We start from the raw sequence: 18,979 nt of genomic DNA, 5'->3' as shown, positions 1-18,979 counted from the left end.
TTTCATCAGGGGATTAATCTTTTGGATATGCCGCACTTGCAGCATGATCAGGAGGTGATTGGCCGACAGCGTACGAAGGCAGGAGTCTGCAGGGCGATTCAGGCTGTTGAACGGAACCTGGGTTTGTATCTGGTGCACGAGATTGATGTTTACGTAAACGTAAATTTGGGGTATAGATTAGGGTAAACCCTTAAGTGGAGACCCTGATGGACCTTTCTCTGACAGAAGAACAACAACTCATCCAGGACACCGCAAAACGTTTTGCCGAGACCGAACTGGCACCTGTAGCGGAAAAGCTGGATCAGACCAAAGATAAATCCATCCTGCTGGAAAATTGTAAAAAGCTCGCCGAGTTGGGCTTTATGGGCCTGAACATCAAAGGCCAGTATGGCGGTACTGAGGCTGGCGTTGTTGCGTTCAGTCTGGCGATGACTGAGATCGCCCGCGCCTGTGCATCCACCGCCGTGACCATGTCCGTAACCAACATGGTGGCGGAAGTGATCCAGGCGATGGGTACCGAAGAGCAGAAAGACAAATACCTGCCGCTGATCTGCAGCGGTGAATACCGTGCCGGCAGCTTCTGCCTGACCGAATCCGGTGCCGGTTCCGACCCTGCCTCTATGCGGGCCAAAGCAGTCAAAACCGAAAACGGCTACGCGATCTCCGGAACTAAGCAGTGGATCACCAGTGCCGAATTTGCCGGTGTATTTGTAGTGTGGGCAGTCACTGACCCGGACGCGAAGAAAGGCAAAGGCATCACCTGCTTCCTGGTGGAAGCCGGTACACCGGGTATCACCGTAGCACCTGCCGAGAAGAAGATGGGCCAGCACGGCTCTGCGACCAACGAAGTGCACTTTGAGAATGTAGAAGTGCCGGAATCTGCAATCCTGGGCAAGCTGAACGACGGTTTCCGACTGGCGGTGGCCGAGCTGGCCGGTGGCCGCATCGGCATCGGTTCCCTGGCGCTGGGTGTAGGCCTGGCGGCGATGGACTATGCGACTGCGTATATCCAGGAGCGTAAGCAGTTTGGTCGTCCAATCTCTGATTTCCAGGGCCTGCAGTGGATGATGGCGGACCGTTACACCGAACTGGAAGCCGCGCGTTTACTGTTGATGTCTGCAGCGGATCGCAAAGAGCGTGGTCTGCCATTCGCCAAGGAAGCATCTATGGCGAAAGTGTTTGCCAGCGAGAAGGCAAACCAGGCGTGTTACAGCGCACTGCAGATGCTGGGTGGCTACGGCTATATGCAGGAATACCCACTGGAGCGCTACACCCGCGATGTGCGTATCACCTCGATCTACGAAGGCACCAGTGAGATTCAGCGTGTGATTATCGCGCGTGAAATCCTGCGTGAGTTCAGCTAAGGGTCGCGTTATATGAAACCACTTGCCGGGCTTAAAGTACTCGACTTTTCCACCCTGTTACCGGGACCGTACGCCACCATGCTGCTGGCTGATATGGGTGCGGAGGTTGTGCGTGTCGAGTCGCCCGTGCGGGATGATCTGGTGCGCAACATGAAACCGCAGATTGATGGGCAGTCTGCGGCGTTTCGGTACCTGAATCGGGGTAAGCAATCGATCACTCTGGATCTGAAACATCCTGACGCTCAGTCCATCGTGCATAAATTGGTGGAGGCGTTCGACATCGTTGTTGAACAGTTCCGTCCGGGGGTGATGCATCGACTGGGATTGGGATATGAGGACCTGAGCAAGGTTAAACCTGATCTGATCTATTGCTCCATCTCGGGTTACGGCCAGGTTGGTGCCTATGCTGAAAAGGCAGGGCACGATATCAATTTCCTCGCCCTTGCCGGTGTCTCCAGTCATATGGGACGTGCCGGGCAGGGGCCTTGTCCGCTGGGTGTGCAAGTGGCGGATATTGCAGCCGGTTCCCATCCAGCCGTGGTGTCTATTCTAGCCGCTGTGATTCAGCGCGATCGTCAGGGTAAAGGTGCCCAGATCGATATCTCCATGGCGGATAACAGCATGGCGTTGCAGGCGTTGCTGGCACCGGGGGCACTCAACGGTGGTTGTGAAGAGGGATACGAAACCCATTTCCTCAACGGCGCTGGTTTCTATGATTACTACCCAACCCGTGACGGACGTTTTATGGCGGTGGGCAGTCTTGAACCGCAATTCAAGCGTGCTTTGCTGGAAACCCTTGACGCATCAGAGCTGGCAGAGCTGGATGACAAAACACTCAAAGTTCAGCTGCGTGAGATCTTCCAAAGGCAGGACCTGGTGCACTGGCAGCAGGCATTTGCCGACGTGGATGCCTGTGTCGAACCCGTACTGACCATGACAGAGGCGGCCGACCATCCTGCTTTTGTGTCCCGTGGACTGATTCAGAAGAACGACAAAAACGGTGAGGTGCAGGTTGCACCGGCGATCCGCTTTAACAACGAATCCATGCCTCTGCCCGCCGAAGCGCCCCTGCGTGGTGCCAACACGGATGAAGTCCTGCAGATGGCGGGAATGAACAACGATGAAATAGATACACTCCGGACGGCGGGCGTATTCGGCTGACAGGGTCGGACTGGTCAAGTCTCTACCGGGGAAAGAATAACAACGATAAACGAGAGAAAGAAAATGACTACGGAAAACTACCAGGCATATTACGATCAGTTTGATCCAGCGATGATCGAGGAGAAGATGATCGGTAATCTGAAGGACGGTTTTAACGTCTGCGAAGAGATCGTTGATAAATGGGCTGATGGTGATGGCGTAGCGCTGAAGTACGAAGGTGCGACCCGCGAAGCCTCTCAACTGACCTTTGCTGAGCTGAAAGAGAAAGCGGCTCAGTTTGCCAACTATCTGGCGTCTCAGGGCATCGGTAAAGGTGACCGCGTTGCGGCGCTGCTGCCACGTACCCCTGAACTGATGGTTGTGATCATGGGGACCCTGCGTGCCGGTGCGGTGTACCAGCCGCTGTTTACCGCGTTTGGTCCGGGTGCGATTGAGTACCGTGTACAGCAGGCCGGTACCAAACTGGTAGTCACCGACCCGGTAAACCGGTCCAAGCTGGATGACGTGCAGGGATGTCCATCCATTCTGCTGGTTAACCGCGCGGCGGCTGACGACAAGTACGCAGCGGATCGTGACTTCTCCGAACAGGTTGATGGCCTGTCCACCGAATTTGCACCAGTGCGCGTCGGTGCGGAAGATCCGTTCCTGCAGATGTTTACCTCCGGTACCGTAGGGAAGTCCAAGGGCGTTGCAGTTCCGACTCGGGCGATTCTTTCTTTCTATGTCTACATGCGCTTTGCGATTGGTCTGCGTCCGGAAGACACGTACTGGAACGTGGCCGATCCAGGTTGGGCATACGGTCTGTACTACGCCGTAGTGGGCCCGCTCCTGCTGGGCAACACCACTCACTTCTGTGAAGCGGCATTTACGCCGGAAACCACTTACGACATGCTGCGTAAGTACAACATCACCAACCTGGCCGCGGCGCCAACTGCATACCGTATGCTGATGGCGAACGACAACGTACTGTCTGCGGACGATAAATTTGACCTGCGTGTAGCGAGCAGTGCGGGAGAGCCGCTGAACCCTGAAGTTATTGGCTGGGTTGATAAACGTCTGGGTTGCCCGGTCATGGACCACTACGGTCAGACCGAAACCGGTATGACCGCATGTAACCACCACGACCTGGAGCAGGACGTAGTGCGCGTTGGTTCCATGGGCTTCTCTATGCCGGGTCACCGCGTTGTGGCGCTGGATGCAGATTACAACGAGATCGAAGAAGGTGAAACCGGTCAGTTGGCTGTAGATGTGGATAACTCTCCACTGTTCTTCTTCCAGGGGTACACCTGGCAGGAAAAGAACCCGTTCCACGGTAAGTACTACCTGACAGGTGACGTGGTAATGAGCCATGGTGACGGCAGCTACTCCTTCACCGGTCGCGACGATGACATCATCACCACTGCCGGATACCGTGTAGGGCCTGCGGATGTAGAGAGCACGCTGATCGAGCACGAAGCGGTGGCCGAGTCTGGTGTTGTTGGTAAGCCTGATCCGAAACGTGGTTCCATCATTAAAGCATACGTTGTGATCAAGCCGCAGTTCGATGCCGGCGAAGAGCTGGCAGAAGAGTTGAAACAGCACGTGCGTAACCGCCTCTCCACTCACGCGTTCCCACGTGAGATCGAGTTCGTGCAGGAACTGCCTAAAACGCCAAGTGGCAAAATCCAGCGCTTTATCCTGCGTAACCAGGCCCGTGACGAAAGCGAGACTGTTACTGCCTAACGGAGGTCGCCTGAATGCAACCGAGCAACCCGGACTACGAGTCTGAGACTCGCCGGGTTTTCGATCAGGCACCGTTTATCCGTTTACTAGGGGCTGAACTCCTTGAGTTCAGCCCCGGTCGTTGTCGGACCCGGATATCCCTGAACGAAAACCACAAACAGCAGGACGGTTTTGTCCATGCCGGCGTACAAGCAACACTGGCGGATCACAGTTGTGGCACAGCGGCTGCGACCCTGATCGCTCAGGGGCAGCGGGTTCTGACCGCCGACTTTACCGTTAACCTGTTGCGTCCCGGCCTAGGGCACACACTGGAGTGCGAAGCCAAAGTGATCAAACAAGGCAAAACCCTGACTGTTGCTGAAGGCGAAGTGTATGCAGTGGGGGAGCAGCGTAAACTGGTGGCCAAGGCGACCGTGACGCTGGCAATCGTAACTGTCTAGAGGTAGCGCGATGGAGATGAATTTCGAAGAGATGCGGCAGTTCCTGGCGGATCATTTCCCGCAGGGAGAGCAGTACGGTGAGTTGCTGGAGCTGGGCGACGGTACGTCCACAATGCGCTTGCCGGTGGATGACCAACACCTGCGTCCCGGTGGCACCGTGTCAGGCCCAGCCATGATGGGGTTGGCTGATGTGGCTGTTTATGCCGCGTTGCTGAGCCGTATAGGCCCTGTTGCCCTCGCGGTGACGACCAATCTGAATATCAATTTCCTGCGTAAACCGGCCTCTGATCTGGATATCATCGCCAAAGCACAGATGCTGAAGGTGGGTAAGCGTTTGGGTGTGGGTGAAGTCTATATCCTGTCGGATGGTGAAGACGATCCTGTCGCCCACGCGACCATGACCTATTCGATCCCAGCGCCGGAGAACCGTTCATGAGTCTGACTTGGAACGACCGGATGCTGACGCTGTCGGATGGGCAGAAGATACACGCCAGGCATGGTACGCAGATCTCGGGCCCTGATAAACCGACCTTGGTTTTTCTGCACGAAGCGCTGGGCCATATCCGTATGTGGAAGCAGTTTCCGCAGCGTGTTGCCGAAGCGACGGGCTGTGATGTGTTTGTGTACGAGCGCTTGGGGTACGGCGAATCCTCTCCGATCACTTTGCCACGCGCCGACGACTATCTGGTGCCGGAAGGTGAGCAGCGGGTAGGGGACGTGCTGGATGCTGCGGGTATCGGCGAAGTGATCCTGATCGGTCACAGCGATGGCGGCACGATTACCCTGATCGCAGCGTCCGTGTTGGGCGATCGGGTGAAGGCGATCATCACCGAAGCCGCGCATCTGTATGCGGATCACCTGACACTGGCCGGGATTCGCGAAGCGGTCGAGCGGTATAACAATTCCGATCTACCGGAGCGGTTGGCGCGCTACCACGGTGATCGCACCGACCTGCTGTTCCGCGCCTGGTCCGAGACCTGGTTAAGGGAGAGCTGTCACCAGAATATGGATTTCAGCCGCTGGCTACCGGGTATAAACTGTCCGGCCCTGATTATTCAGGGTAAGGACGACCAGTACGGTGTACCTGAGCAGGTTACTGATATCTGTGCAGGCATTGGTGAAAATGCCACCGCCCTTTATCTTGACGGCTGTGGTCATGTCCCGCATCTGGAAGCGGAGCAGCAGGCGCTGGAGGCGATGGTGCCGTTTATCCTACGTCAGCTTGAAGAAGAAACAGTGGATATCTGAGTGTGACGGTGTTGGGCATTGCTTCGCAATGGCCAACCTACTGATATGTAATTTGTTTAGAAAGTAGGTTGGCCAACGCAACGCGTTGCCCAACCTACTTGAGGTGGGGCAGACGTTGGGCATTGCTGTGCAATGACCAACCTACAGGGGGCGTTAGCTCGCTTCCGCCAGCTTTGCTGCCTGCTGAACCAGTTCCGGCAGGCTACCCGCACGCATCTTGCTCATCACACGTGCGCGGTGTACTTCCACGGTTTTGGGGCTGATACCCAGCTCTTCCGCGATCTCACGGTTGGCTTTGCCCACAACCACCAGACCCATCACCTCTTTCTCGCGACGGCTCAGGCTGTCGTGGCAGGCTTGGATCTCACCCAGTTCGCTCAGGTCTTTGCGCATCTCTTCCGCGCGGCTCAGCGCTTTATCCACCAGGCGCAGCAGCACTTCGTCATCAAACGGCTTCTCCAGGAAATCCAGGGCCCCGTTCTTCATTGCACTCACGGCCATCGGGATATCACCGTGGCCGGACAGTACGATGATCGGCAGCTGGATGCCGCGATCCTGCATTATCTGCTGCAGAGCCAGGCCGTTGATCTCCGGCATACGTACGTCGAGCAGCATGCAGCCGATCTCGCCGTTGAAGTTATCCAGAAACGCTTGGGCAGACGGGTAGGTGATCACTTGATGGCTGGCAGATTCCAGCAACCACTGCATAGAGTCACGAAAATCTTCGTCATCGTCGACGATATAGATAGTACCTGTCACGCTTGCTTGCATTATTTATCCCTTAACGGAAGTTTCAGATGGAAATGGGTTCCGGTCTTACCGTCGCTCTCGGCCCAAAGCTGCCCACCATGGGTCTCGATAATGGTGCGGGAGATGGACAGTCCCATACCCAGACCTGTGGATTTCGACGTGTAGAACGGTTCAAACAGGTTAGCCAGCCCCTCACTTGAAATCCCTTTGGCTTCATCTTCTACCGAGATATAGATATATCCCCCGGCGTTGCGGGTGCTGATAATAACGGGTCTGTATGCCTTATCACAATCGCTGTATGCCTCAATGGCATTTCGCATCAGGTTCAGCAGCACCTGTTCAATCTGGACCTTGTCTGCCAGCAGCGGCGGCGCATCCTCGTCCAGATGAAAATCGAAGGTGATGTTATGGTCAATGGCTTCCTGATGCAAAAAGTGGCTCACCTCGTGGCAGGCATCATTCACCGAGAATTCAAGGCGTTGGTACTCCGTCTTACGCACGAAGGCACGCATACGCTTGATGATCTCGGCTGCACGCTTGGCCTGCTTGGTGATCAGCTCCATAGAGCGGGTCACTGTATCTACAGCATCATCGGGTTTATCTTCCAGGCGACGCTGAGTGCCGCGGCAGTAATTAAGGATTGCCGCCAACGGTTGGTTAATCTCATGCGCCAGACCGGTTGCCATTTCACCGACGGACAGCAGGCGTGACATATGGGCCAGTTCAAGTTGGTGGCGTTTGGCTTCCTCTTCGGCCTTGCGGCGCAGGGTAATGTCGCGGCCGATAATGGAGTAGTACTCCACCTTGTTGTTCTCACGACGGTTGCGGTGGGCGATGATCTCGCGCACTTCTGCCACGCGGTTTAGCTGCTCGGGCAGATGCATTGGCACGCTGCCATACCAGACACCGTGAATGGCGGCATGATCCAGAGCGTCGTTCAGTAGTGACTCGATCACATCCGGTGCAAACAGCTGGTTCAGGTAGTAGATCACCGGAGTATCTTTTTCCGTCCCCAGCGTGTGGTAGGCGGACTCGTTCAGATAGGTCAGCTTGCGGGTGTCATGGTTGCAGAACATGATCATATCGGATGATGCTTCTACAACACGGGCCAGGCGGCGCATGGCGCGCTGGGCCTCCTCGCGCTCGGTCACATCGCGGGATACGCAGATGATCTCGACCGGATTGCCGTCGTCGTCACGGATCGTGCGGCTGGTGGTCTCCAACCAGATATAGTGGCCCGCCTTGTGACGATAGCGGTAGACGTTGGTGTACATCCCTTCGCGATAACGCACGGAGTCTGCACGGGTCAGCAGGTTGTCGGCATCTTCCGGGTGGAACATGTCGTAACCCGACATGCCGATAATTTCGTCCTGGGTGTAACCCACAACGGATTCCACTGCTGGGCTAACATCGATATAGATCCAGTCGGGCGCCGGCGTGTGGCGCGAGATCATATCCGTGGACTGTTCCACTAGAAGGCGGTAACGGTCGGCATCCTCCCGACATTGTTCTAGTTCCATAGAGGCTTTCTTATTCATGTAGAGGGCCTGTTAATACTATTTGATTCGAGCCTATTGCCCCTGAGAAAACGTCAATCCAGGCGCGAGTCTGCGAAGTTTGGTTATTCCAAATAAGCAGCGAGCAACGACGAGTGGCGCTTTCTCAGGGGCAACCCGCAGGGCTTTAGCAGGCCTGATGCAAATGGTTTTATCAGGTCCAACGCCTAGGGGATTTCCCCCTTTAATGTTCTTGGGACTAATAATATGACTTTAGAATAACTTGAGTAATAAGGGAAATTGCGTAGTATTGAAGGTTGTATAGGGGAAAGTCCCTATCTGCTAACAAGCAATCACGACCTGGTTTACCAGCGGGTCGTGAGAAATAACTACAACAGGAAAGAGAACGATGAGCACAAAGCATAACCCTTATGAGCTTGGGCTTGAGCAAAATGCAGCCAACTACGCTGCGCTGACTCCGCTTAGTTTTATTGAGCGTGCGGCATTCGTTTACCCGGAGCATACAGCAACGGTTCATGGACAGGTACGTCGTAACTGGGCAGAGACCTACAGCCGCTGCCGCCAGCTGGCGAGCGCGCTGCAGAAACACGGTATCGAAAAAGGCGATACGGTATCCGTCGTAGCACCGAACCTGCCGGAAGTGTTTGAATCTCACTTTGGTGTGCCAATGTCTGGTGCCGTGCTGAACGCTATCAACATCCGCCTGGATGCTGAAGCGATCGCCTTCATCCTGCAGCACGCTGAAAGTAAAGTGATCATCGTTGATCGTGAATTTTCTGAAGTAGTTTCCAAGGCCGTGAAGATGTCCGGCCAAAACCCGCTGGTTATCGATATCGATGATCCCGACTATGAAGGCGGTGAGTTGATCGGCTCCACCAACTACGAAGCCTTTATCGCCGAAGGTGATCCTGAATTCGCATGGCAACCACCGGCAGACGAGTGGGATGCGATCAGCTTGAACTACACCTCCGGTACCACCGGCAACCCGAAAGGTGTTGTGTACCATCACCGTGGCGCTTATCTGAATGCGATGAGCAACATCGTGTCCTGGGACATGGGTCGTCACCCAACCTACCTGTGGACGCTGCCAATGTTCCACTGCAACGGTTGGTGTTTCCCGTGGGCGATCGCCGCTGCTGCGGGTACCTCTGTCTCCCTGCGTCACGTACGCGACAAAGATATCTACGATCTGATCCGTGAAGAGAAAGTGGATCACTTCTGTGGTGCGCCAATCGTGCTGAACATGCTGAACAACGCACCGGCTAAACTGAAAGAGGGCATCAATCACAAGATCAAGGTAATGACCGCGGGTGCTGCGCCTCCGGCTGCTGTCATTCAGGGCATGGAAGAGATGGGTGTGGAAGTAACCCACGTATACGGTCTGACCGAAACCTACGGTCCATCGGTAGTTTGTGCATGGAAAGATCAGTGGGATGACAGCACCCTTGAGCAGAAAGCACGTCTGAAAGCGCGCCAGGGTGTGAAAGCACCGATGCTGGAAGGCCTGATGGTGGCGAACCCAGAAACCCTGGAGCCGGTACCTCAGGACGGCGAAACCATGGGTGAGATCTTCATGCGCGGCAACCTGGTGATGAAGGGCTACCTGAAGAACCCATCCACCACCGATGAGTCCTTTGAAGGCGGCTGGTTCCACTCCGGTGACCTGGCAGTATGGCACGAAGACGGTTACATCGAAATCAAAGACCGTTCCAAAGACATCATCATCTCCGGTGGTGAGAACATCTCCAGTATCGAAGTGGAAGACGTTCTGTACCGTCACCCAGAGGTTATGGAAGCGGCGGTTGTTGCCAAGTCCGACGAGAAGTGGGGTGAGGTACCGTGTGCATTCGTGAAACTGAAAGAGGGTGCGAAGGTAGACGAAGCCGGCATCATCGAGTTCTGCCGCAACAACATGGCACGCTTTAAGGCGCCTAAGGCTGTGGTGTTCGGTGATCTACCGAAAACGTCTACCGGTAAGATCCAGAAGTTCATGTTGCGTGAGCAAGCGGATTCTTAACAGGTAGTCAAGAGCGCCACTCTGTGAAAGCAGAGTGGCGTTTTGCGATTAAGCGTCGCGCTTGTCAACCATGAAGGTTGCAGAACCGGAGGCTACCAGCGTTTCACCCACGTGTACGTCGGTTGTCGCTTTTACACGACCACGGCGCTGATCAATCTCGGAGATGGTCACGGTTGCGGTAGCGGTATCACCGATGTAAATCGGACGACGGAATTTGATCTGCTGATCCACATAGATAGCACCAGGTCCCGGTAGGCGGGTGCCTGCCACGGTGGAGATCAGTGCAGCACTGAACATACCGTGCACGATACGTTTCTTAAACGGTGTGGTCTGTGCGTATTCCTCGTTGATGTGAATAGGGTTGTTGTCCCCGGATACGCCAGCGAACGTGTAAACGTCGCTTTCGGAGATGGTTTTGGCGTAGCTCGCGCTCATGCCGACTTCAAGATCTTCCAGATAGTAGCCGTGTAGCTCTTGCATGGGTGACGTCCTCAATGGTTGCTGCGTCGCAAAAAAATGTTTCGGTATCTTATCGGAATCCAAATAACGAGTATAATAAGTGAAAACCCTTATTTGTGAGTTTGCGCAAAATTTAAGGGTGGGTACAGAGGGCTTGTAAAAACGTAATGAGCGCAGACTAGAGAAGGCAAAAAGACACGAATAAGCGGAATTTACTGAAGTAAATGAGCATTTTGAGTGGTTTTTTAGCGCCCTATAGGCAAGTCGCAATAGTTTTTACACGGCCTCGTAGAGATCACTTTACAAGGCAGGTACGTGATGGCTGACTACAAAGCTCCCCTGAAAGATATGCATTTCTCCCTGCGCCACAACGCGCGTATGGAACAGCTGGCCCAGCTTCCGGGTTTCGAAGAAGCGTCCGACGATATGGTGACGGCGATTCTGGAAGAGGCCGGTAAAGTTGCGAACGAAATCCTCTCTCCGCTGAACGAAGTGGGTGATAACACCGGCGTGAAGCTGGTGGATCTGGATGTGCCAACGCCGGAAGGTTTTAAAGAGGCGTACCAGCAGTTTGCCGAAGGTGGCTGGGGTTCCCTGCAGTTTGACCCTGAGTTTGGTGGTCAGGGGTTGCCGTATGCGCTGTCTATTCCGGTGATGGAGATGTGGCAGTCTGCCAACATGGCGTGGGGCCTCTGTCCGCTGTTGAGCCAGGGCGCGGTTGAAGCGATCTACCACAACGCCAGCGATGAGCTGAAAGCCAAGTACCTGCCGCAGCTGATCAGCGGTGAGTGGACCGGCACCATGAACCTGACCGAGCCGCAGGCCGGTTCTGATCTGGCGGCGATCCGCGCCAAGGCGGAGCCTGAAGGCGACCACTACCGCATCAAAGGGCAGAAGATCTTTATTACCTGGGGTGAGCACGATATGGCTGACAACATCGTGCACCTGGTGCTGGCGCGTCTGCCGGATGCTCCTCCGGGCGTAAAAGGGATCAGTCTGTTTGTTGTGCCTAAGTTCCTGGTAAACGAAGACGGTTCTCTGGGTGAGCGTAACGACGCGAAATGTGTCTCCCTAGAGCACAAGCTGGGTATCCACGCGAGTCCGACCTGCGTGATGGCGTTTGGTGATGACGAGGGTGCGATCGGTTACCTGGTGGGTGAAGAGAACAAAGGTCTGGCGTGCATGTTCACCATGATGAATAACGCGCGTCTGGCGGTTGGTCTGCAGGGTGTGGCGATATCCGAGCGTGCATATCAGCATGCACTGGAATACGCCCATGACCGTGTGCAGAGCCCGCCAGTGGGTAGCCGAGAAGCCGGTCCGATCATCCGTCACGCGGATGTACGCCGTATGCTGCTGACCATGAAATCGATCACCGAAGCGGGTCGTGCACTGGCGTACGATGCGTGTGCGAGCCTCGACTTTGCCCACAACGCGACCGATGCAGACACCAAAGCGAAAGAAGCGGCGCGTGCTGCTTACCTGACACCCATCGTAAAAGGCTGGTGTACAGAAGTAGCGCAGGAAGTAACCTCCCTGGGTGTGCAGGTCCACGGTGGTATGGGCTTCATTGAAGAAACCGGTGCTGCTCAGCACTACCGCGATGCACGTATCCTGCCGATCTACGAAGGTACCAACGCGATTCAGGCGCTGGACCTGGTGGGTCGTAAGACCCTGTTTGATAAAGGTGAAGCGGGAGCAGCGGTTCAGGCAGAGATTGCCGAGCTGGTATCTGCACTGGAAGCACAGGGCGGTTTTGCAGCAGAAGCAGCCGCACTGAAATCATCGTTGGAGCAGGCTCAGAATGCGCAGGCGCTGTTGCTGAACGGTGCGGCGGATGACGCACTGATGCCGGGCTCTGTCGCTTACAACTACCTGATGCTGATGGGCACCCTGTGTGGCGGCTGGCAGATTCTGCGTGGTGCTCTGGCGGCACAGCAGGAGCTGGGTAACGGCGGCGATGAGACCTTCCTCAGTGCCAAGATTCTGAGTGCTCGTTTCTATGCCGCTCAGGTTTTGCCACGTACTGCATCGTTTGCGCAGATAGTTGCAGCAGGCAGCGAAAGCGTGATGGCGATGAGCGATGAGCAGCTGGCCTCAGCCTGGTTCTCTTAACAAAAACTATCTGCGTTGTTATCACGGCGTTAAACATCGACTCAAAATGCTCATTTATTACGTATAAACTCTGCTTTTTCGTCGATGTTTGCCTTGTGATAATGGCCTCGAAAACGTTTTTGAACAGTCTGCCCACTTCGATTTACAGGCGGCGTGAGCCGTCTTACATCTATAATATCAGCCCGAAATCGGTTAAGGTTACGGGCTGATTTTTTATGTAACGGATTGAGACTCTAGTTAACCATGATCATCAAACCAAAAATTCGTGGCTTCATCTGTACCACTACCCATCCAACAGGTTGTGCGGCAAATGTGCGCGAGCAGATTGCTTACACTAAAGAGAAAGGCGAGATCGCTGGTGCTAAACGCGTGCTGGTAATTGGTTCTTCCAGTGGTTACGGTCTCTCTTCCCGTATCGCAGCCGCGTTTGGCTGTGGTGCAGCAACCATCGGCGTGTTCTTCGAAAAGCCGGGTACCGAGCGTAAAACCGGTACTGCGGGCTGGTACAACGCCGCTGAATTCGACAAGGCTGCGCACGAAGCGGGCCTGTACGCGAAAAGCCTGAACGGCGACGCGTTCTCCCACGAAGCCAAAGCGAAAACCATTGAGCTGATCAAAGAAGATCTGGGTCAGATCGATCTGGTGGTTTACTCCCTGGCGTCTCCTGTCCGCAAAATGCCGGACACTGGCGAAGTTATCCGTTCTACACTGAAGCCAATCGGCGAGCCATACCGCTCCACTGCAATCGACACCAACAAAGACGTGATCATCGATGCAGAGATCGAGCCGGCGACCCAGGAAGAGATCGACGCGACCGTAACCGTCATGGGCGGTGAAGACTGGGAACTGTGGATGAACGCGCTGAATGACGCGGGTGTTCTGGCTGACGGTGCCAAATCTGTTGCGTACTCCTACATCGGTTCCGACATCACCTGGCCGATCTACTGGGACGGTGCGCTGGGTAAAGCAAAACAGGATCTGGACCGTGCAGCTGGCGAAATCAACAGCATGCTGCAGGCTAAAGGTGGCCAGGGTAACGTTGCAGTACTGAAGTCCGTTGTGACTCAGGCGAGCTCCGCAATCCCTGTAATGCCTCTGTACCTGTCCATGGTCTTCAAGGTCATGAAAGAGAAGGGCCTGCACGAAGGTTGTATGGAACAGGTTCAGCGTCTGTTCGCGACCGGCCTGTACGGTGACACTGCAGAGATGGACGACGGTAACCGTTTCCGTATCGACGACTGGGAACTGCGTGAAGACGTTCAGCAGGCTTGCCGCGAGATGTGGCCTCAGATCACCTCTGAGAACCTGTTCGAAAAAACCGACTACCAGTACTACAAGGACGAGTTCCTGAAACTGTTTGGTTTCGGTATCGAGTCTGTTGACTACGAAGCGGACGTAAGCCCGCTGGTAGAGTTCGACGTAATCGACATCTAATCGCCGTTTAACGCGATCAGACAACAAAAGCCCGAGGCTTGATGTTTACTTGAAACGTCAACCTTGGGCTTTTTTGTGAGCAATATAGTCCTTTTTTTTTGGAATAAATGGGACTATGCTTGCCTGTAATAAACACTTCATAAGGATTTTGAAGGCATGTTTCAGACGGATTTTCTCCGGCGTTTTGCGCCCGTTCTCTTTCTCGCATTAGCGGGCTGTCAGTCGATGGCACCGCAAGAAAACTCCCCTGTAAATCACACGTCTGACAACGCGCAGGCATCGGCCACGCTTGATCGTACCTATTGGCGCGTTAAAACCCTTGTTGGTCGTGATGTATCCGGTGAGTTGAACGCCTCGGTTGCGTTCCGTAACAACCGCCTGAGTGGCCGTGCTGGATGCAACTTCTTCTTTGCCGAGTATTCCGAAGAGGAAAACCAGCTGCACGTCGCAGGGATCACCACCTCTAAGAAGATCTGTTTTGCCGCGGTGATGCAGCAGGAGAAACTGCTGCTGCGAACCCTGGCCTCTGCTGACCGTTTCGAAAAGGATGAAGACGGCAATCTAATCATCTATTCCAGCCGCTCTGACGTACCAGTGGTATTCCGACCGATCCCACGCACCGAGATGCCTGTGCTGGCGGTGAGGTAAGCCACAGCGATCGATTTCAATATTTCCATCCAGTGATTTGCCGGCCTTGCGCCGGTTTTTTTTTGAATTCGGCTGCCATTGGTACACGCTACTGTTTCTGGTTCCAATGCTCTTGATACCTGATTTGTAGGGCAACCTTTAGGTTGCCGGCAGTCTGAAAGACTGCCCTACAGAATTCATTAAATATCTCCTGCCGCCCCAAAAAAGAATCATTCGAAACCTGAGTAATTTTCTGGGAAAATGGCTGCCTTGAATTACTGTGTAAAACAGTCGGGTATTATCCCGCTGCATCTGCGGTAATCGCTTCCTCACGAATCATATTGAACAGGCCACATGATCAGAACTGCTCCCGATCTCTTTTCCTATCCGCGTTACTGGGCTGAATGCTACGGTACGGCGAAATTCCTACCGACCACCCGCAAAGAGATGGATGCGTTGGGATGGGACAGCTGTGACATCATCTTGGTCACCGGTGATGCCTACGTCGACCACCCAAGTTTTGGTATGGCGGTGATGGGGCGTCTGCTGGAAGCGCAGGGCTACCGGGTGGGTATTATCGACCAGCCCGACTGGCGTAGCGCAGAGGCGTTTAAAGAGCTGGGCAAGCCAAACCTCTATTTTGGAGTGACTGCGGGCAACATGGATTCCATGATCAACCGCTACACTGCCGATCTGCGCATTCGTCATGATGACGCCTACACGGCGGGCGGTGAGGGCGGTAAACGTCCTAACCGTGCCGTAATCGTCTACAGCCAGCGCTGTAAGGAAGCGTACAACGATGTGCCGGTGGTGATTGGCGGTATTGAAGCCAGTCTGCGCCGAATCGCCCAGTACGATTACTGGAGCGACAAGGTACGCCGTTCCGTCCTGATCGACTCTACCGCTGATATCCTGCTGTACGGTAACGCCGAGCGTGCCATTGTGGATCTAACCCGCAAACTGGCCGACGGCACTCCGCTGGAAGAGCTGACCGACATTCGTGGCACCGTGGTAATCCGTAATGCACCGCCGGAAGGTTATGTGGAAGTCGACTCCACCCGTGTCGACTGGCCGGGGCATATCGACAAGATTCCTAACCCGTATGAATACCTGCCTGAGAAAGGGGATGGTAAGGGCGAGGGTGATGGAGATGATAAAGCCAAGAACGCCGCCGATGACGTGCAGCCGCTACGTATCATTCCTGAGCCGCTGAAAGGCAAGCAGCGCCTGCCTGAGAAAACCTATATCCGTCTGCCGTCCTTCGAGAAGGTGGAGAAAGACCCGGTCCTCTACGCCCATGCCTCCCGCGTATTGCACCTGGAGTCTAACCCGCACAACGCCCGTGCGTTGATCCAGAAACACGGCAAACGTGAGATCTGGGTGAATCCGGCGCCGATCCCGCTGGAAACACCGGAAATGGACGGCGTATTTGGTCTGCCGTACCAGCGTGTGCCACACCCGAAATACGGTAAGCAGCGTATTCCGGCGTACGACATGATCCGCTTCTCGGTCAATATCATGCGTGGTTGTTTTGGTGGTTGTACCTTCTGTTCCATCACCGAGCACGAAGGTCGTATTATCCAGAGCCGCTCCCACGAGTCGATCCTCAACGAGATCGAAGAGATTCGCGACAAGGTGCCGGGTTTTACCGGTGCGATCTCCGATTTGGGTGGTCCGACCTCCAACATGTACAAGCTGAACTGTAACGACCCTGAGATCCAGGCGTCGTGCCGTAAGTTGTCGTGCGTGTATCCGACCATCTGTCAGAACCTGAACACCGATCACAGTCCAACCACCCAGCTGTACCGTAAAGCGCGTAAGCTGGACGGCGTACACACCATCTCCATCTCCTCCGGTCTACGTTATGACCTGGCGGTGGAAGATCCCGAATATGTACGCGAGTTGGTGACCTACCACGTGGGTGGTTTGCTCAAGATCGCACCGGAGCACAGCGAGGAGGGGACGCTCTCCAAGATGATGAAACCGGGCATGGGCACCTACGATGCGTTCAAGAAGATGTTCGATAAGTTCTCCAAGGAAGCGGGCAAGAAACAGTACCTGATCCCGTATTTCATTGGTGCGCATCCGGGCTGTGAAGACAGCGATATGGTCAGCCTGGCCCAGTGGCTGAAGAAGAACGAATTCAAGGTAGACCAGGTGCAGACCTTCTACCCGTCGCCGATGTCGCTGGCAACGGCGATGTACCACTCGGACCGTAACCCGTTGAAGAAGGTGACCTACAAGTCCGAGAAGCTGTACACGCCGAAGAACGACGAGCAGCGTAAGCTGCACAAGGCACTGATGCGTTACCACGATCCGGAAAACTGGAGCATGTTGCGTGGTGCGCTGAAAGATATGGGCCGTGCCGATCTGATCGGTGACGGTCCAAACCAACTGGTACCGGCGGAAGAGAAAGAGCAGACCGCCAAGCGACACTCCAACCGTCCGGCCAAGCCGGGCCAAACTGCCCGTGGTGGCCAGTGGTCTGGTTCTACGCCAAAAGCGCGGGTGGATGATTCACCGAGCAAGCGCGGTAACGGCAAACGTCCGGCATCGGGTAAAGGCGGTTCGTTTAAGAACAGCGGCACCTCCACCAAGCGTGCAGCAGGTTCCGGCAGTGCACCTGCCGCCCGAAAGGGCAAGCCGGGCAAGAAAAAGCAGCAGCGCAGTGTCAAACGTGGCTAAAGCATTACAAAAAGCCAGTGTTTAGAATCTGATCAACCTGATAGAATTCGCGCTCGCTAACATCGATGGGTAGCCAACCTGACCGCTACCCACCTTGCGTTAAGATTTGAAAGTGGAGAGAGCCTTATGGCATTTGTACGTTGGTTTCTGGGTCGTATCATTTTGTTACTGAACTTTATCTTCAGCCCGCGCAGTGTAAAGCGCCCCGCTGATGCCCAGGCAAAGATCGACCAGCGCACCCAAAACATGTCCCTGTACCAGTTTGAAGCCTGCCCGTTTTGCGTAAAGGTTCGCCGTGCCATGAAGCGCAACGCTCTGAGCATCGAACTGCGTGACGCCAAGAACGATAACACCCACCGCACCGCACTGCAGAACGAAGGCGGCCGCGTGAAAGTGCCATGCCTGCGTATCGAAAAAGAAGACGGCTCTGTGCAGTGGATGTACGAATCCAAAGAGATTATCGCCTACCTCGAAAACGAGGTGGTAGCAGCCTGATCTCAGATCCAGTCTGATCAATAAAAAACGCCGGTGGGTTAGCGCTCACCGGCGTTTTTTATTGCTACTTTACCTCACATCAAGTCTTAGCAATTATCCTATTGTCATCAAGATAGGGAGTGTGCAAGGATAGACGTCACAATGACGTATTTCCCCGGATGGGAAGCAAGAAGCGTAAAGGAAAACGCGATATGTATCAGATACCTACCTTTCGCTCATCGGACCCACCCTCTGGGGATAGACGTCAAACTGACGCAATTAAACACGTCATAATGACGTCTATTTAGCTGTTATGTGGCGCACAATAAAATTCATCGCTACTTGAATATGGAATTTATAAAGCCTACGCACGGATGGTTTAGGAATGATATATTTAATTTCAGTAATACCTCTTTATATTGCAATGATATTTTCAATTGTTGTTGTTATATGGTCACTATATTCTGTTTTCAATTTTATTCTGAGAGTGCTGGCTGTAAAAGTCGGAATCTTGAATAATGCTCAGATATACCCTTCGCTTTTTCTGGCTGCTTCAGTGTATTGGCTTTTATTTGATATTCCTGTCGTTAAGGGGAATGCGGCTGCAGGATGGAGTTTGGTAGGAATAGAATTTAAAACATTATTTATTGCATGGGTGATATGTATTTTCTTTACAGGTTTTAATGCGTTATATGGTAAATATGTAGTACAGTCCCTGAAGAATGAGTAATTAAATGCAATGGTAAAAATAAATAACAAAGCCAAGCACAATCGCGCAACAAGTTGTGCTGGACTCGCTAAAGCTCGCCTGTGTTGGCGGCGTTGAGGCTGTCGGATAAGTCCCGCAGCCCTTGGCAGCCGGACTTTTCTTCCGCTACAATCGATTCAACGAACTTTACTGCTGATGGTGCAAGGGATGGCGCGCTACAAACACTACGATTACAACCAGACCAAGATGATTCCGCT

General features: G+C 54.1%; 16 protein-coding genes. 13 read left to right on the top strand and 3 right to left on the bottom strand.

All coding sequences use genetic code 11. The features are described from left to right. Positions 1 to 206 precede the first annotated feature (206 nt). The 6 genes from QKW35_RS13095 (at position 207) to QKW35_RS13070 (ending at position 5,935) form a co-directional block, all read left to right on the top strand. On the top strand, positions 207 to 1,364 hold the full coding sequence (locus QKW35_RS13095) for an acyl-CoA dehydrogenase family protein (protein WP_282353739.1): 1,158 nt from the start codon (positions 207 to 209) through the stop codon (positions 1,362 to 1,364). 12 nt (positions 1,365 to 1,376) lie between these two features. Continuing rightward, positions 1,377 to 2,525, top strand: coding sequence for a CaiB/BaiF CoA transferase family protein (locus QKW35_RS13090; protein WP_282353737.1), 1,149 nt, complete (start codon positions 1,377 to 1,379; stop codon positions 2,523 to 2,525). A gap of 63 nt (positions 2,526 to 2,588) precedes the next feature. Continuing rightward, entirely contained in the window at positions 2,589 to 4,247 is a 1,659-nt protein-coding gene (locus QKW35_RS13085) for an AMP-binding protein (protein WP_282353735.1), read from the top strand. Positions 4,248 to 4,261: 14 nt separating this feature from the next. Beyond that, on the top strand, positions 4,262 to 4,687 hold the full coding sequence (locus QKW35_RS13080) for a PaaI family thioesterase (protein ID WP_282353731.1): 426 nt from the start codon (positions 4,262 to 4,264) through the stop codon (positions 4,685 to 4,687). Between the two features lie 10 nt (positions 4,688 to 4,697). Then, a complete protein-coding gene (locus QKW35_RS13075; protein WP_282353728.1) occupies positions 4,698 to 5,123 on the top strand; it encodes a PaaI family thioesterase in 426 nt (141 codons plus the stop codon). After that, complete coding sequence (locus QKW35_RS13070) at positions 5,120 to 5,935, top strand: alpha/beta fold hydrolase (RefSeq protein ID WP_282353725.1); 816 nt, start codon at positions 5,120 to 5,122, stop codon at positions 5,933 to 5,935. The genes QKW35_RS13075 and QKW35_RS13070 overlap by 4 nt, the downstream gene beginning before the upstream one ends. Positions 5,936 to 6,088: 153 nt before the next feature. Here QKW35_RS13070 and QKW35_RS13065 read toward each other — a convergent pair whose 3' ends face one another. Then, a complete protein-coding gene (locus QKW35_RS13065) occupies positions 6,089 to 6,706 on the bottom strand; it encodes a response regulator transcription factor (RefSeq protein ID WP_282353723.1) in 618 nt (205 codons plus the stop codon). After that, positions 6,706 to 8,205, bottom strand: coding sequence for a PAS domain-containing sensor histidine kinase (locus QKW35_RS13060; protein WP_282353721.1), 1,500 nt, complete (start codon positions 8,203 to 8,205; stop codon positions 6,706 to 6,708). The genes QKW35_RS13065 and QKW35_RS13060 overlap by 1 nt, the downstream gene beginning before the upstream one ends. Positions 8,206 to 8,590: 385 nt before the next feature. Here QKW35_RS13060 and QKW35_RS13055 point away from each other — a divergent pair, with 385 nt between their 5' ends. Further along, the gene (locus QKW35_RS13055) at positions 8,591 to 10,219 is read left to right on the top strand and encodes an acyl-CoA synthetase (protein ID WP_282353719.1); all 1,629 of its coding nucleotides are present in this window, start codon (positions 8,591 to 8,593) and stop codon (positions 10,217 to 10,219) included. 48 nt (positions 10,220 to 10,267) lie between these two features. Here the strand turns inward: QKW35_RS13055 and QKW35_RS13050 are convergent, their stop codons facing one another. After that, positions 10,268 to 10,699: a MaoC family dehydratase gene (locus QKW35_RS13050; RefSeq protein ID WP_282353718.1), complete on the bottom strand. Its 432-nt coding sequence runs from the start codon at positions 10,697 to 10,699 to the stop codon at positions 10,268 to 10,270. A gap of 297 nt (positions 10,700 to 10,996) precedes the next feature. On the opposite strand from QKW35_RS13050, the gene QKW35_RS13045 reads away from it, so the two are divergent. The 6 genes from QKW35_RS13045 to QKW35_RS13020 all read left to right on the top strand — a co-directional run bounded on the left by QKW35_RS13045 (position 10,997) and on the right by QKW35_RS13020 (position 18,743). Next, positions 10,997 to 12,793 carry an acyl-CoA dehydrogenase family protein gene (locus QKW35_RS13045; RefSeq protein ID WP_282353717.1) on the top strand — a complete coding sequence of 599 codons (1,797 nt, stop codon included), beginning with the start codon at positions 10,997 to 10,999 and terminating at the stop codon, positions 12,791 to 12,793. Positions 12,794 to 13,036: 243 nt separating this feature from the next. Further along, complete coding sequence (gene fabV / locus QKW35_RS13040) at positions 13,037 to 14,227, top strand: enoyl-ACP reductase FabV (protein ID WP_282353715.1); 1,191 nt, start codon at positions 13,037 to 13,039, stop codon at positions 14,225 to 14,227. A gap of 225 nt (positions 14,228 to 14,452) precedes the next feature. After that, positions 14,453 to 14,875, top strand: a complete 423-nt coding sequence (locus QKW35_RS13035) for an META domain-containing protein (RefSeq protein ID WP_282353714.1) — start codon at positions 14,453 to 14,455, stop codon at positions 14,873 to 14,875. A 333-nt stretch (positions 14,876 to 15,208) separates the two neighbouring features. Beyond that, the gene (locus QKW35_RS13030) at positions 15,209 to 17,539 is read left to right on the top strand and encodes a YgiQ family radical SAM protein (protein WP_282353713.1); all 2,331 of its coding nucleotides are present in this window, start codon (positions 15,209 to 15,211) and stop codon (positions 17,537 to 17,539) included. 126 nt (positions 17,540 to 17,665) lie between these two features. Beyond that, positions 17,666 to 18,034 (top strand): glutaredoxin family protein, encoded by a 369-nt coding sequence (locus tag QKW35_RS13025; protein ID WP_282353712.1) that lies wholly within the window; start codon positions 17,666 to 17,668, stop codon positions 18,032 to 18,034. Between the two features lie 364 nt (positions 18,035 to 18,398). After that, positions 18,399 to 18,743 (top strand): hypothetical protein, encoded by a 345-nt coding sequence (locus QKW35_RS13020; RefSeq protein ID WP_282353711.1) that lies wholly within the window; start codon positions 18,399 to 18,401, stop codon positions 18,741 to 18,743. The last annotated feature ends 236 nt before the right edge of the window (positions 18,744 to 18,979 follow it).

The sequence above is a fragment of the Pontibacterium granulatum genome (assembly GCF_029961155.1).
In the GTDB taxonomy this organism is placed as follows: Bacteria; Pseudomonadota; Gammaproteobacteria; order Pseudomonadales; family Balneatricaceae; genus Pontibacterium; species Pontibacterium granulatum.
The sequence above is the reverse complement of the archived record's forward strand: the minus strand, read 5'-3'. Positions and strand labels throughout refer to the sequence as shown.